Genomic DNA, 13,508 nt, shown 5'->3' with positions numbered 1-13,508 from the left:
TCGTGGTTCCTACCGCCGGCTTTGCATCGGCATGGGGGGATGGACGAGCGCCATCGGACCCGCCAACGCTCGCGGCGTGCTCAGCAACGTCACCAGGTCGGCGCGTGGTGGGAACAGGGTCGTGTCGCCGACGTGGATGACCAAGGACCACAACTCGTCGAGGCTCAGTTCTCGAAGATGATTGGCTTGCGCCGTATTGAGCCCGTACCTGCAGCAGGTCGAGGCGGGGTCATACTGGAGACCGGCGCGAATGACGACCAGCACATTCAGGTTGATCCATTCGACATCGGTAAGCGTCACGCGACTCATGGTCATGTTCTCCAGTTGGTTCTGCTGAAACGGGTGTCTGAGCATCGAAGGTGGAAAGTTTTATGAGCGACCCGTCATGATGATTGGGTTATGGCAATAAAAAGCAGCATAGTCATTGGTATTGTGTTATGGCAGGGACATTTGTTCAAAAATCCGGAGGGCGATCCTTTTGCCACACGTAAGGTCCGACAGAAGCTGTTGCTTGGGGAATAGCCGCCACCGGGAGGATTGTTCGGCATATCGAACGGGCATAGCTTGAAGGGGGACGATTCCAACGAATCAGACCAAGACCGGCGGCGAAGCCGACGCAGCTACTCAGCCCGATCGCCGGCCTGCTGGGGGGCGTCGCAGAAAACGGAAAATAAAGCACGTTAAGCTATTTTTGAGCGGCTCAGTGCCAGCTAAGTCAGCTTCCGTAATCTCTCCATTGCGCAAATACCTGCGTTCTTTTTGGAGAAAAACCATGAATCGCTACAGCAAACTTTCTCTCCTGGCCGCTGCCATTGCCGCTGCGGGCACCGTTGCCTATGCCGCCCAAGGCGGCATGGAAAACGATGCCATGGCCATCACCAAGGCCAAAATCCCGATGGCTCAGGCTGTCACCACTGCCGAGCAACACGCCAACGGCAAGGCTTCACGCGCCGAGTACGAGAACTCGAAACAGGGCTGGGTCTACGACGTGGAGGTCGTCAGTGGGGCCAAAGTCTTTGATGTGAGGGTCGATGCCGACAAAGGCACGGTCATTTCGTCCGCCGAAGACAAAGCGGATCGCGATGACGACCACGACAAGCAAGACTAACTACACGCCACAAGGCCGGGTCGCCCCAGTTGGGTGATTCGGCCCCGGAGACCACATGGAAGACCTCAATCACGCACTATTTCTCTGGCTTAATGCACCAGAGCACCCAAGCACACTGCTACTGGCCATCGCCACTTTTTTCGCTGAATACGCCATTTGGGCGCTTCCGGTCATCATCGGATTCGGTTGGCTACGCGGAAACGAATATACCCGCAAGGTTTTGCTCGAAGCGACCGCGTCCGGTCTGGCTGGTTTGCTCATCAACCAGATCATCGGACTGGTTTGGCAACATCCACGTCCTTTCATGATTGGTCTGGGGCACACCCTGATTCCCCATGCTGCTGATTCTTCGTTCCCGAGCGACCATCTGACGCTCCTATGGGCCGTCGCTTTTAGTTTTCTGATGCACCGCAGCCCGCGCCTGGCGGGAATGGCGCTTGCATTGCTGGGATTACCTGTTGCATGGGCGCGCATTTATCTTGGTGTTCATTTTCCGCTAGACATGGTTGGCGCGGCCTTGGTCGCCGGGCTGAGTGCCTGGCTGGCGTTTCGTGAGATGCGCGTATATCTGCCTGCGACTTGCCGCCTTGCCCTCTGCGTTCATCGAGTCCTTTTCGGAAAACTCATCCAAATTGGATGGGTTCACAAATGATGAGCCTATGGCTGGCCTAAGTTTGGCCGGTCAGACTTGCAGCAAGAACAACCCGCCTTTGCAGGAAATAACTCCATGAATACGCTGACCACGCCTTCCGCTTCAAACTGGCTCAATAAAGTCCCAGAAGTGACTCTCTCGTTCTGGGTTATCAAGATTATGTCCACGACGGTCGGAGAAACCGGAGCCGACTTTCTAGCTGTCAATGCAGGTTTCGGCCAAGGTATGACTCGTACAGTGATGGGCGCACTGTTAGCTGTTGCCCTATTCATGCAGTTACGCACGCGGCGCTACACGCCCTGGATTTACTGGCTTACAGTCGTGCTTGTCAGCGTGGTGGGCACCCAGATTACTGACCTACTCACCGATGGGCTAGGCGTTAGCCTGTATGTCAGCACGTCGGCATTTGCCCTGGCGCTTGCGGGGATTTTTGCGGTTTGGTTTTGGGTGGAACGCAGCTTGTCTATCCATGAGATTTTCACGCGACGTAGGGAGTTGTTTTACTGGTCGGCCATTCTCTGCACATTTGCATTGGGTACTGCGGCGGGTGACTTGGCGACCGAAGCGCTTGGCCTGGGCTTCACTTGGGGAGCCGTGTCGTTCGGAACACTGATCGCTTTAACCTTTGCGGCATTCCGTTTAGGCGGTAACGCCGTACTGACCTTTTGGATTAGCTACATCCTGACTCGCCCCTTCGGTGCAGCGCTTGGTGACCTGCTGACCCAGGCCAAAACTTATGGCGGACTTGGCATGGGTGCCATGTGGACCAGCGCTTTGTTCCTGACAGTGATTGTGATGTTGGTCGCCGTTGCGCAGTTCAGCGTTGGCCGCCGCATGAATGCACAAGCCGCCGAATAACCTCTACCCAATAACTCAAGGAAAAAACATGCGCCATCATCATTCGCTGATCCGCCCCGTTGCTGCAATATCGGCCATCGTTCTCTTGGCCCTTGCGGCTGGATGCTCAAAGTCCACCGACGCCGGTACAGCAGGCTCTGCCTCAATAGCGACAAGTCAGACCACCTCCGCGCCGCAGGCAAAGGCCGCGTCCAAATTAGGGGATTTGTCTGCATTTCGGAACATCGCCGCAGACGTCTCCGTCATCGTGGATAAGGGCGATCTGCCAACAGCGAAAGCACGGATCAAAGATTTGGAGGTTGCATGGGACTCGGCGGAGGCGGGCTTGAAGCCTCGTGCAGCGGATGACTGGCACAGGCTCGACAAGGCCATTGACCCTGCCCTTAGCGCGCTGCGTGCAGATGCACCCAATCAAACCGACTGCAAAAAGGCGATGGCTGATCTATTGAGCACTTTCGACTCGCTACAAGCGAAGCTCTGACCAGAGAAAACGAATCAATATGAATATTTCAGCAGAAAAAGCCCTGAGCAAAGTCCCAGAGGTCACTCTCGTTTTTTGGATCATCAAGATTGCGGCCACCACGCTCGGTGAAACAGGTGGCGATGCCGTTTCGATGTCTATGAATTTGGGCTACTTGATTGGTACGGTTATTTTCGCAGCCGTATTTTTGGCTGCGGTCTTTGCGCAAATCAAGGCCAAGACCTTTCAGCCATTCCTTTACTGGACAACCATCATTGCAACCACCACGGTCGGCACGACACTGGCTGATTATGCTGACCGATCCCTCGGTATTGGGTACGCGGGTGGCTCGACCTTGCTTATGGCTTTGTTGTTCGGTTCACTATTTATATGGCATCGAACGCTAGGCTCAGTTTCGGTTAGCACGGTCAGTTCGTCGAAGGCCGAGATGTTCTATTGGGTGACCATCATGTTCTCCCAGACTTTGGGAACGGCACTGGGCGATTGGACGGCGGATACGGCAGGATTGGGTTACACCGGCGGCGCCATTGTGTTCAGCGGGCTTTTGGCCTTGGTCGTTGCAGCTTACTATTGGACAAATGTGTCGCGAACCCTACTTTTTTGGGCCGCATTCATTTTGACCCGCCCTCTCGGTGCCGTGGTGGGGGATTTTCTGGATAAGCCGCTCAGTGCAGGCGGGCTGGCCCTGAGTCGTTATTCAGCATCAGCGGCACTATTTGCCTTCATTTTGACTAGCATTTTGCTATTCAAGCAAAGAGCTGCCAGAACGGCGCACTGATTTACTGTTATCTATTGGAGGAGGAATGCGAGTATTGCTGGTCGAAGACGACTTCATGATTGGCGAAGCCATCCAAGGGGCGCTGAAAGACGCTTCGTACGCTGCCGACTGGGTAAAGAACGGCCAAACTGCCCTCACGACACTGGGTTGCCAGCACTATGACCTGGTGCTGCTCGATCTTGGCCTTCCAGGTAAGGATGGGTTGGAGGTGCTGACCAGCATTCGCGCCAAAGACAATCCGGTTCCCCTTCTCATCATCACTGCCCGCGACGGCCTCAATGATCGACTGCGCGGCTTGGATGGTGGAGCCGATGATTATTTGCTCAAACCTTTTGAGATGGCCGAACTGCTGGCCCGCATGCGTGCGGTGCTACGACGTAAGGGAGGAAATGCAACGTCCGTGCTCAGCAACGGCGTCGTGTCGCTCGATCCGGCCACGCGGGAGGCGGCGGTCAACAACAGTGCCTCGGTGCAACTCTCCAATCGTGAGTTTGCCTTGTTGCAAGCCTTGCTGGTACGCCCTGGAGCCATTCTCTCGCGCAGCGATCTGGAAGACCGTATCTACGGATGGGGTGAAGAGGTCGAGAGCAACGCCGTCGAATTCCTGATCCATGCACTGCGGCGCAAGCTGGGCGGCGAAGTCATCAAGAATGTCAGGGGGGTTGGATGGATGGTTTCAAAAAACGTCTGAACGAGTCGGTTCAGTTCAAGCTGTCCTTTTCGCTGTCGCTAGCCATTTTGGTTATTGCGGTGGTGGCGGGCATCTTTTCCTTCGTTTCCGCATTCGACGAAGCTCACGAGCTACAAGACGACATGCTGCGCCAAGTTGCGGCGTTGTTTGATCGGCAACACCTTCCGCTTGCACATCTTGGAGACGATGGCCGCGCCAAAGACAGCGATGAGGAGTCACGTGTAGTCGTTCAATATCTTGCAGATGATGGCAAGGCGGCCGGGAAGGGCGATGCAGGCGTACCGCTGCCACTACCGATTACGCTGCCCGATGGTCTGCATACGCTTGATGTCAGCGGCGAGCCGTTCCGTGTGCTGGTCAAAACAACGTCCAACGGCGAGCGAATTGCCGTGGCGCAAGAAACCGGCGTTCGCGACGAAATTGCACGCGACAGCGCCTTGCGCACATTGATGCCGTTTCTTATCTTGGTTCCCATCCTGCTTTTGATCGTGGCTGACCTTGTGCGCAAGATGTTCCGGCCCATTGCTTCTTTGTCGGCAGAAATTGACCAACGCGCCGAACAAGAATTACATCCCATTGAGGACAGCCATCTTCCTGCCGAAGTGCGCCCGTTCGTGGTGGCGATCAACCGTCTGCTTGCCCGCGTTGACCAGTCAATGGAAACCCAGCGCCGGTTTGTCGCGGATGCGGCGCATGAGCTTCGATCCCCGCTTACCGCCTTGTCACTGCAAGCGGAGCGACTGGATCAGGCGGATATGTCTGACCTCGCGCGTGAACGTCTCATGACATTGCGCCGAGGCATAGAGCGTGGCCGTAACCTGCTGGATCAACTTCTCACCTTGGCCAAGGCTCAGGCTGCACTCGACCGACCCAAGTCGCCTGTATCGGTGCAGCACGTTTATCGACGCGTGCTGGAAGACCTTATGCCGCTGGCCGAGGACAAGCACATCGACATTGGCGTCGAAGGAGAGCAAGACGCCCAACTCTGGGTGAACGAACTGGATGTAATTGCCGTAGTCAAGAATTTAGTCGATAACGCCATTCGATACACGCCGGATGGTGGCAGGGTTGATCTTTCTGTCACCACGGAGGAAGGCCGCGCAATACTGAGAATCCAAGACTCAGGGCCAGGGATTCAAGTTACTGAGCGAGAGCGGGTGTTTGACCCGTTTTATCGCACCCTTGGGAGCGATCAAGTCGGGTCAGGTCTGGGCCTTTCCATTGTCAAGGCAGTCACGGACCGAATTGGCGCTGAGATTCACCTGGGGTTCTCAGACGAAGTGAGGTATTCCGGCCTGTGTGTCCGCGTGCACGTGCCGATGGCTAAACCACTTCAAAGGGTGCCTCAGAAAACGGAAAATCAACGTCCTTTACGTCACGACGCCGATTGAATTTGGTATGACCGGAAAGTTTTAATCAGCCAAAATTCAGTAATTCACCAAAGGGAGAATATATGGCGACATCTACCGGCTGGTTTTATTGGGCAATTCTGTCTGCCGTTTTCGCAGCACTGACCGCCATTTTTGCCAAGATCGGCATCCAAGGCGTCGATTCTGATCTGGCCACCTTGATCCGTACGGCGATCATCATCGTTGTACTGTCGGTGTTCGTGGTTTACACGGGCAAGTGGGCCAATCCCTTCGAGCTCTCGTCCAAGACTTGGCTGTTTCTTGGGCTGTCTGGCCTAGCTACTGGCGCGTCTTGGATCTGTTACTTCCGGGCACTCAAGATAGGAGATGCGTCCAAGGTAGCGCCAGTTGACAAGTTCAGCCTCGTTCTAGTGGCTGTGTTTGCGTTCACCTTTCTGGGTGAACGACCATCACTTCGCGAGTGGTCGGGCATTGCGATGGTCGCCGGTGGCGTTCTCTTGCTGGCCTTCAAGCGTTGATGCGTCAGATTGAGCTATGATCCTGTCGTTGCACATCAAGATCACTGAACTGCTGATGGAGGTGGACGAGCTTCACCCACCATTTCACGCATCTGAAATCGGGCGACCTTGCCAAGGACAAGAACCTGCCGCTGACCACCATCCTGGCCGACGCGATCAACCTGGGCTTGACCAAGATGGCTGACCGGTACGACCTACGCCAAACTCGCTTGGTTGCAAGCCTGGCATATCCGCGACGAAACCTATTCCACGGCGCTGGCCGAACTGGTGAGCACCCAGTTCCGGCAGCCGTTCGCCGTGCACTTGGGCGATGGCACCACGTCATCCTCGGACGGCCCGCGCTTCAAGACGGCGAGCAAGACCGAGAGCACCGGCCACATCAACCCGAAGTACGGCAGCGAGCCGGGACGGCTGTTCTACACCCACATTTCCGACCAGTACGCGCCGTTCCACACCAGTGTGGTAAACATCGGCGTACGCGACTCGACCTACGTCCTCGACGGCCTGCCGTACCACGATCTGACCTGTGGATCAAGGAGCACCACACCGACACGGCGGGTTTCTCCGATCACGTCTTCGCCCTGATGCACCTTCTGGGCGTTCGCTTCGCGCCGCACATCCGCGACCTGGGCGACACCAAGTTGTACATCCCGAAGGGCGACGCCGCCTATGACGCGCTGAAACCCATGATCGACGGTACACTCAACTTCAAGCATGTCCGCGCCCATTGGGATGAAATCCTGGGGCTGGTCACCTCGATCAAGCAGGGCACGGCGACTGCCTCGCTGATGCTCAGGAAACTCGGGAGCTACCCGCGCCAGATCGGTCTGGCCGTGGCGCTGCGCGAGTTGGGGCGCATCGAGCGCTGAACCGGCTGCAAAGCATTGAGTTGTGCCGCAGCGTGCATGCCGAGCAGAACAAGGGCGAAGCGCGCAACGCTCTAGCCCGCGCCGTGTTCATCAACCGGCGGGGCGAAAACCGCGACCGCAGATTCGAGCAGCAGCGCTACCGGGTCAGCGGCTTGAACCTGTTGATGGCGGCCATCGTGCTGTGGCACACGGTCTATCTGGCGGGCCACCAGGCACTAAACGGTCACGATGTCGCGTTGCTGCAATTCCTATCCCCGCTCGGATGGGAGCACGTCACCTTACCTGCGATTACGTCTGGCGCAGCAGCGCCAAACTCGGCGCAGGGAAATTCAGGCCGCTACGGCCGCTGCTACCGGGTTAGCGTACGATTTTTTCCGTTTTCTGAGACGATCCAAAAAAGGTCGAAATGACCACCCGACTTACGATCCGATCTCTTTCAGAAGTTCATCCACTTCCGTTTCGAGCACCGACGACAGTTGGCTCATAACCCGAAGCGACGGATTCCCGATGCCGCGTTCAATCTGAGAGACGTAAGTGCGATCAATTTCCGCTTCGAGGGCTAATGCTTCTTGCGATAACCCCCGTCGTATTCGGGCTTGGCGCATATTGCGCGCGAGTCGGCGCTGGAGTTGTGAAAAAGGCGTCACCATGCGCGAAAGCATGGTGCTTAAGAGACTGACAATCCACGGAATATATTCTACAAACGGGGGCCGTTTAGGCCACAATTGGGGTATTGGATGATGTCGATGGAATGGTAATGCCCTGCTTATGACAAAACGGCCCAAAGAGACCCGTAGAAAAGATGGTTCATTAAAGCAGGGAGAACACATGCGGGCTATGTTGCTCGCCGGCATATTATTGCTCGCGATTGCCACGCTCGATGTGCTTACGCGAGTTCAATTGCGCATCCCCCAGTTCTACCTCATCCCCGTCGTATTGATTGCCTGGCGCGTCGGGCTTCGCGCAAGCATCGCAACTGCCATCCTCGCCGCCATAATCGTTTTTTTCAGCAGTATCCAGGCCGGAAACCACAACGCCCGCGCCTTTTTGTTTTATGCCGAACAACTCGCGACACTCACGTTTTTTATCGCCGCCGGCGTGCTCGCGGCGCGCTTGCGAGAAATCCAAGACCAGACGGCCGAGTTCGTTCGACGCGATCAACTGACCGGAATCGCCAATCGGATGGCGCTCATGGAGCGGCTAAAACTCGAACTCGCCCGGCACCGGCGCACCTCACAATCTTTTGCCCTTGTGTTCATCGATTGCGACAACTTCAAAGAGATCAACGATAGGCGCGGTCATCTGGAGGGCGATCATTTCCTGCAAATTGTCGCCGCTACGCTTCAGGGGGCAATGCGAATGACTGATTTGGTGTCCCGCCTCTCCGGCGACGAATTCATCGTCTTGTTGCCGGACACTGACCCCTGCGGGGCACAATGCGTCGCCGACACGCTGGAGGTGCGTTTGCGGGAAGAGACTATCCGGACAGGGTGGAGCATGACTTTCAGTATCGGTGTTGCCGTGTTTCCCACTCCACCGGCAAACCCGGATATTGCGATCCAACACGCCGACAATCTCATGTATATGGCAAAACAAGCCGGCAAGGGACGGTCGATCCTTGAAGTGTTCGAAGTATGACGATAGGTTGAGAGCGCCGAAAAGGTGGTGGTAAGCATCATCCATTCCTGGCATGGGGCTGCGCGTCCCCGGGAATGTCCACGCCGCCGTCGGTATCACGGTGTTCTGGAATAGTTGAGAGCCGGCCGGGGCAGTGGCCCCGGCCGGCTCTCAACGATTTTCTGGATCAGGCCGCTTCCGCCAAGCCTTTCCACTCATGGGCCGGCAAGTCGATCAGCCGGCCGCCCAGTGCTTCAAACTCCGTCGCGCGATCGTAGTCCTCGATCTCCTGGCTGTAATGCGTCACCGCATTGACCAGCCCATAGCCCGACAATTGACCTTCGGTGATCAGATGGCGCAGCACACCGGCGCGCTCGCTGTCGTTCAGGGCGTAGCGCTGGGCCAGCACCTCGACCGTCTTCACCGGGTCGCCCACCAGCGGGATGTTGAGCGTCTTCTGCATCTTCTGCGCCGTCTGGCGGAAGGTCGCTTCCGAAACCGCCGCCTGCACGACGTCGCGCACCTTGAGGAAGAAGGCTTTGTCGTCGGCGCGCAAGGTGTCGTCCTGGTAAACCTGGATGCGTTCGTCCTCGGTGCCCAGCGCGCGGCCCACGTGGGTCTTGCGCAGCGACCGGTCGGCAGCGATCAAGCCATTGCTGCACACCAGCCGGAACAGCAGCGGCTGCACCGACAGCGTGCCCTGGCCGACCTCCGAGTTCGAGATCACGACGCCGGCCTGCACGACATCGCCGGGCGCCATCTCGTATTTTAGGCGTGGCGTAATGCATTTGAGGTACATCTTGGTCTCGGTCAGTTCGACCGATTCGAAACGTACCTCGGGCAGTTGCTGCAGGATGGGCAGCACGCTCTCGGCCAGGTCGAAGTTGTCCAGGCGGCGGTAGCGATCCGACAACACGGCGCGCACCTGACCGTCCAGGGTGCGCAGCATGCGCCGGTCTTCCTCGCTCTGCAGCCAGGTGTTCACGTTGCGATCGAGCAGGGCCGGCTGGTTTTCGCGCATGCGCTCGAAGTAGGCATACGGGATCTTCAGCTTGTCCGCCAGCTGGCGGCGCGCCAGCGGGGTGACACCGTAGTGCACCGGGCTGCCGCCTTCCTCGATGACGAGTCGGGTGGCCCCCAGATCGTCGGTGGCATGGCGCACCAGCGTCGAGGGCACGATCAAGTCCTTCTTCGAATCCAGCTGGCGCTCCAGTTCCTGGGCCAGGCTGATGAGTGAACGTCCGTTTTTCATAGCAATCTCCTTTTCGGAAAAGAAAAGCGGAGACGGCATCACCCCTCGGGGGAAGCGCATCCCCGCCAGGGTCGATGACGGACCGGCGGTTGCCGGTCCAGAAAGGGCGCGAGAAATCGCGCCGGAACTCCAGGGCTGTCTTTGCGGTGCCGTGGGGCGCCGCCTGGTGTGACAACTACCAGTGGGGCAAACAAAGGGGCCTTTTCACCGTCACCGCCTGATGCAGTGCCGCTGAAAAGGCGGGTGCAGCCGACTGGCCGCACCCTTCATCAAACATTCATGCCGCACGCGGCGCCTGGGCTTCCAGGCATTGGCGCCAGACATCGGCCCAATCGGTGCCGGCATGCTTGGGCAGGAACACCCGCACTTGCCGCCGACCGCTATTTTTCTCTTCCCGCTTCAGTCGACGCGCCAGGGCAAACGCAAAGGCCTGGCCGGCAAAGTCGCCATCGGCGTCGTTGTCGGCATAGATGCAGACCTTACGCACCGTGTCCGGCAGCCACAGCTTCTCCAGATTGCCGGCGTTAAGGCCGGCCCAGACCGGTTTGCCGGTCGCCAGATGCAAGGCGAGGCCGGTCTCGATACCTTCGCTGATCGCCAGTTCCTCGGTCGCATCGAACAAGCGGACCGCGGCGCCGTTGATCCCGGCCGAGAGCACCTTCTTCGCATCGAGCGCCGCGAGCTTGCCGCCGTCCCGCAGATAGGTCCGGTGCAGCGTCACGGCGTGGCCGTCGGCACCCTGGATGCAGGCGAGCATCGCCGGGTACTCGGCCACCTTGCGTGACTTGCCGGCGGCTTCCTTCTGGTAATAGCCTAGGGCAGGGTGGAAGCGCAGCACCTTCGGGTACACCGGCAGGGCGAGACCTCGTCCGCTCAGGTAGCGATCGACTTCGTCGCCCACCGTCACTGGTTTGGCCTCATTCCAGATGCGCTGGGCCAGCTTCTTCATGCGCTCGGCCGAAGGCTCGCAGCTTCGGGACGGTGCCGTCACCGGCATCATCCCCAGGCAGCGCTCGACGTCACGCAGCGCGGTGTTGAAGTCCACGCCCAAGACGGCTTGCAGCAACTTGAAGCCGCCACCCGGGCCGCACTGACGGCAGTGGTAGTTCCCCTCGCCGAACTTGTCGGTGTACTGGAACCGATCCGTGCCACCGCACAAGGGGCAAGGCAGGTTGCGCCGCTTGAGGATGCGTTCATCCACGCCCAAACTCGCCAGTATTTCCGTCCACCGGCCATGGGCACGCTGCTTGACCGCTTCGATGCGGGCCGCGTACTCACGATCCTGCATGGCCAGCTCCCGTGTTGGCAGAACCCGCTTCGGCAACCAGGGCCACCGAATGGCCAGGCGCAGCACCCACCCCCACGGTGACCTGGAAGGCCTTGCCGTGCAGTAGGGGATACCGGCCCAGCCGCAATTCCTGCAGCAGCGAGTCCAGCGTCTGCACCGGATCGACCGAACGCAGGCGACGGATCAAATCCGCCAGCGCGTCGCGGTCCGCGTCCAGGTCCGAGGCGAGGAATTGGTCGTTCTCGTCGATAAAGGACGAGGCCTGACGTACCGGCTCGCCGGAGGTCTCGCCGGCCGGGATGTACAAGACATCCCCGTGGCAGACGCCCGCGTCGGTGATCTCGGCCACGTCCTTGGCGGAGCGCAGGATGACGCTCTCGCACAGGATCACTGTCGGCCACACCCAGCGGCCTTCCAACTGGACGCGAATCTGTTCGGAGAGCGCTTCGACCTGCACTGTTTCCTGGTCCAGAAAACGCACGTGGCGCCATGCCCAGTGCTCGGAGCTCAGGCCGATCCAGTCGAAGACCAGATAGCCCTTGGCCCGGGCCAGCATCCAGCGTGCTGCGTTGTCGTCACCCAACCAGTCGAGCGAAACCAGAGTCACTTTGCCGCTCTCGACGGCATGTCGAGTGGGTGCTACGGCAACTTGCCGGACATAGCTGCGGTCGTCATCCTGGATCGGATAGTCGACGATTTCGTCGAACAATTCGACCGGCAGTACATCCAGATCGTTGAGCAGGTCCCAATGTCCCCAGGCGCGCATCGCCGCATAGTAGATCGCGACAAAGCGTTCGGGCGAAAGTTGGGTCTTGGCGACCTCTAGCGTCTGCCGCCAGCAGGCCTTCAACTCGGTATCGATCCGCTTTCTCTGTACGTCCTCGTCGATCAACTTGTCGCGATCCGGCAGGCGCGCCATGAACTGGCGCGAATCCAGGTGCACGATATTGACCTCGTCGAACGGGCAGTAGTTGGGCTTCATGACGCAGAAGCCCTGCAGGAAGACCAGGGTGTTGTAGCTGAACTTGCCGTCCCGCGTACCGGTGAGATGGACCGCGCCCATCGGGCTGGCCATCGTCGCCAGATGCGCGGCGGCAAAGCGCCGCAACAGCGGCTTGCCGTTGAACACCACCTCCACCGGAAAACCCAGGCACAAGCTCTCGATGCGATTGCCCAGGTCGGGCAGGTCAACGCCGTGCAACTCGATCCGTGTGCCGGCAACGGCTTCGGTGATGGGCTCCACCTCGATGGACGCCTTGGCCAGCGCCGCCGCGGTGTTGATGTCGACACGCTGATGCTTTGAGGCGACGATGCAGCGCGTGGCGGCATACAGGCACTTCGAGAAGCCCACCCCGAAAGGGCGCTCCTCGGCACTGGTGGCCGCATCCCACCCCGACTCGTGGAAGCTCAGGAGCTTTTGGAAGTCGTCGAGGCCTCGGCCATCGTCTTCCACCCGCAGCACTTGGGTGGTGGCGTCGTAATGGATCTCGATGCGCATCGCCCCGGCACGGCGGGCGTTCTGCAACAGCTCGGAGACGAGCGTAAAGCGGTCGGTGAAGGCATAGCGCTGGTTGCGCAGCGCGCCTTCCTCGTTGATTTGAACCTGTATCTGCATGATGTGCTCCATGAGTGCAGGCGGCACCCGGCCCCGGCGGGACGGGCCCGCCAAGGGGGACAGAACGATCGGTCAGCCGAGACGGCGGATCGGCGGGGTAAACAACTGGCCGGCGGCCAGGGCCTCCATCAGGCTGTGTCCGAGGAACTCCCGGGGCAGCAGGTGCTGGGTGGAATGAACCCCACTGAGGACCCGGCCCTCGGCATCGAGCCGTTCGACTTTCAGGCCGATCGGATGCCAATGCACCCGGTAGGCCAGCCAGTCGGCGCCGGCGATTACGAAGGTGCGGCCGGCCCGGCCGGTGAGGACTTCGCTTTCCTTGATTAGGAACTCGATGTCTTCCGGCGCGTGGACGGTCAGCAGGGACAGGGCGTCGTTCGCGATGCGCGTTTGGGTATGCATGGCGGCCTC

The 13,508-nt window shown here is 58.9% G+C and carries 15 protein-coding genes and 1 pseudogene; 10 read left to right on the top strand and 6 right to left on the bottom strand.

Going from position 1 to position 13,508, the window contains the following annotated elements; genetic code table 11:
• Nucleotides 1–9: 9 nt before the first annotated feature.
• A complete protein-coding gene (locus DARO_RS11880; RefSeq protein WP_049758649.1) occupies nucleotides 10–315 on the bottom strand; it encodes a hypothetical protein in 306 nt (101 codons plus the stop codon).
• A gap of 457 nt (nucleotides 316–772) precedes the next feature.
• Here DARO_RS11880 and DARO_RS11875 point away from each other — a divergent pair, with 457 nt between their 5' ends.
• The 9 genes and pseudogenes from DARO_RS11875 to DARO_RS11835 form a co-directional block, all read left to right on the top strand.
• The gene (locus tag DARO_RS11875; protein WP_011288038.1) at nucleotides 773–1,108 is read left to right on the top strand and encodes a PepSY domain-containing protein; all 336 of its coding nucleotides are present in this window, start codon (nucleotides 773–775) and stop codon (nucleotides 1,106–1,108) included.
• Between the two features lie 55 nt (nucleotides 1,109–1,163).
• A complete protein-coding gene (locus tag DARO_RS11870; protein ID WP_011288037.1) occupies nucleotides 1,164–1,760 on the top strand; it encodes an undecaprenyl-diphosphatase in 597 nt (198 codons plus the stop codon).
• 75 nt (nucleotides 1,761–1,835) lie between these two features.
• Nucleotides 1,836–2,618, top strand: coding sequence for a membrane protein (locus DARO_RS11865; protein ID WP_011288036.1), 783 nt, complete (start codon nucleotides 1,836–1,838; stop codon nucleotides 2,616–2,618).
• Nucleotides 2,619–2,646: 28 nt separating this feature from the next.
• Nucleotides 2,647–3,099 carry a hypothetical protein gene (locus tag DARO_RS11860; RefSeq protein WP_011288035.1) on the top strand — a complete coding sequence of 151 codons (453 nt, stop codon included), beginning with the start codon at nucleotides 2,647–2,649 and terminating at the stop codon, nucleotides 3,097–3,099.
• Nucleotides 3,100–3,118: 19 nt separating this feature from the next.
• On the top strand, nucleotides 3,119–3,877 hold the full coding sequence (locus DARO_RS11855) for a membrane protein (protein WP_011288034.1): 759 nt from the start codon (nucleotides 3,119–3,121) through the stop codon (nucleotides 3,875–3,877).
• Between the two features lie 25 nt (nucleotides 3,878–3,902).
• On the top strand, nucleotides 3,903–4,568 hold the full coding sequence (locus tag DARO_RS11850; protein ID WP_011288033.1) for a response regulator: 666 nt from the start codon (nucleotides 3,903–3,905) through the stop codon (nucleotides 4,566–4,568).
• The gene (locus DARO_RS11845; RefSeq protein WP_011288032.1) at nucleotides 4,544–5,959 is read left to right on the top strand and encodes an ATP-binding protein; all 1,416 of its coding nucleotides are present in this window, start codon (nucleotides 4,544–4,546) and stop codon (nucleotides 5,957–5,959) included. The genes DARO_RS11850 and DARO_RS11845 overlap by 25 nt, the downstream gene beginning before the upstream one ends.
• Before the next feature lie 62 nt (nucleotides 5,960–6,021).
• Nucleotides 6,022–6,456 carry an EamA family transporter gene (locus DARO_RS11840; RefSeq protein WP_011288031.1) on the top strand — a complete coding sequence of 145 codons (435 nt, stop codon included), beginning with the start codon at nucleotides 6,022–6,024 and terminating at the stop codon, nucleotides 6,454–6,456.
• A 13-nt stretch (nucleotides 6,457–6,469) separates the two neighbouring features.
• A pseudogene (locus tag DARO_RS11835) lies at nucleotides 6,470–7,686 on the top strand (Tn3 family transposase); the annotation flags it as partial.
• Between the two features lie 58 nt (nucleotides 7,687–7,744).
• On the opposite strand, the gene DARO_RS11830 reads toward DARO_RS11835, so the two are convergent.
• Nucleotides 7,745–7,987 carry a helix-turn-helix domain-containing protein gene (locus DARO_RS11830; RefSeq protein ID WP_011288030.1) on the bottom strand — a complete coding sequence of 81 codons (243 nt, stop codon included), beginning with the start codon at nucleotides 7,985–7,987 and terminating at the stop codon, nucleotides 7,745–7,747.
• A 175-nt stretch (nucleotides 7,988–8,162) separates the two neighbouring features.
• On the opposite strand from DARO_RS11830, the gene DARO_RS11825 reads away from it, so the two are divergent.
• Nucleotides 8,163–8,963: a GGDEF domain-containing protein gene (locus tag DARO_RS11825; RefSeq protein WP_198134030.1), complete on the top strand. Its 801-nt coding sequence runs from the start codon at nucleotides 8,163–8,165 to the stop codon at nucleotides 8,961–8,963.
• 166 nt (nucleotides 8,964–9,129) lie between these two features.
• On the opposite strand, the gene DARO_RS11820 is transcribed toward DARO_RS11825, so the two are convergent.
• From DARO_RS11820 to DARO_RS11805, 4 genes are all read right to left on the bottom strand, one after another.
• Nucleotides 9,130–10,194, bottom strand: coding sequence for a DUF932 domain-containing protein (locus DARO_RS11820; protein ID WP_011288028.1), 1,065 nt, complete (start codon nucleotides 10,192–10,194; stop codon nucleotides 9,130–9,132).
• 277 nt (nucleotides 10,195–10,471) lie between these two features.
• Entirely contained in the window at nucleotides 10,472–11,482 is a 1,011-nt protein-coding gene (locus DARO_RS11815) for a DUF7146 domain-containing protein (RefSeq protein WP_011288027.1), read from the bottom strand.
• Entirely contained in the window at nucleotides 11,469–13,097 is a 1,629-nt protein-coding gene (locus DARO_RS11810; RefSeq protein WP_041224368.1) for an ATP-binding protein, read from the bottom strand. The genes DARO_RS11815 and DARO_RS11810 overlap by 14 nt, the downstream gene beginning before the upstream one ends.
• A gap of 72 nt (nucleotides 13,098–13,169) precedes the next feature.
• Nucleotides 13,170–13,499, bottom strand: a complete 330-nt coding sequence (locus DARO_RS11805; protein ID WP_011288025.1) for a hypothetical protein — start codon at nucleotides 13,497–13,499, stop codon at nucleotides 13,170–13,172.
• Nucleotides 13,500–13,508 lie beyond the last annotated feature (9 nt).

It is taken from the genome of Dechloromonas aromatica RCB (assembly GCF_000012425.1).
This window is presented reverse-complemented; position numbering and strand designations above follow the sequence as displayed.

Excerpts from the sequence above, each read along its gene's own strand:
- DARO_RS11860 (WP_011288035.1), top strand. The coding sequence starts at position 2,647 with ATGCGCCATCATCATTCGCTGATCCGCCCCGTTGCTGCAATATCGGCC.
- DARO_RS11815 (WP_011288027.1), bottom strand. The coding sequence starts at position 11,482 with ATGCAGGATCGTGAGTACGCGGCCCGCATCGAAGCGGTCAAGCAGCGT.
- DARO_RS11870 (WP_011288037.1), top strand. The coding sequence starts at position 1,164 with ATGGAAGACCTCAATCACGCACTATTTCTCTGGCTTAATGCACCAGAG.
- DARO_RS11850 (WP_011288033.1), top strand. The coding sequence starts at position 3,903 with ATGCGAGTATTGCTGGTCGAAGACGACTTCATGATTGGCGAAGCCATC.
- DARO_RS11880 (WP_049758649.1), bottom strand. The coding sequence starts at position 315 with ATGACCATGAGTCGCGTGACGCTTACCGATGTCGAATGGATCAACCTG.
- DARO_RS11840 (WP_011288031.1), top strand. The coding sequence starts at position 6,022 with ATGGCGACATCTACCGGCTGGTTTTATTGGGCAATTCTGTCTGCCGTT.
- DARO_RS11810 (WP_041224368.1), bottom strand. The coding sequence starts at position 13,097 with ATGCAGATACAGGTTCAAATCAACGAGGAAGGCGCGCTGCGCAACCAG.
- DARO_RS11825 (WP_198134030.1), top strand. The coding sequence starts at position 8,163 with ATGTTGCTCGCCGGCATATTATTGCTCGCGATTGCCACGCTCGATGTG.
- DARO_RS11855 (WP_011288034.1), top strand. The coding sequence starts at position 3,119 with ATGAATATTTCAGCAGAAAAAGCCCTGAGCAAAGTCCCAGAGGTCACT.
- DARO_RS11875 (WP_011288038.1), top strand. The coding sequence starts at position 773 with ATGAATCGCTACAGCAAACTTTCTCTCCTGGCCGCTGCCATTGCCGCT.
- DARO_RS11865 (WP_011288036.1), top strand. The coding sequence starts at position 1,836 with ATGAATACGCTGACCACGCCTTCCGCTTCAAACTGGCTCAATAAAGTC.
- DARO_RS11830 (WP_011288030.1), bottom strand. The coding sequence starts at position 7,987 with ATGCTTTCGCGCATGGTGACGCCTTTTTCACAACTCCAGCGCCGACTC.
- DARO_RS11820 (WP_011288028.1), bottom strand. The coding sequence starts at position 10,194 with ATGAAAAACGGACGTTCACTCATCAGCCTGGCCCAGGAACTGGAGCGC.
- DARO_RS11805 (WP_011288025.1), bottom strand. The coding sequence starts at position 13,499 with ATGCATACCCAAACGCGCATCGCGAACGACGCCCTGTCCCTGCTGACC.
- DARO_RS11845 (WP_011288032.1), top strand. The coding sequence starts at position 4,544 with ATGGATGGTTTCAAAAAACGTCTGAACGAGTCGGTTCAGTTCAAGCTG.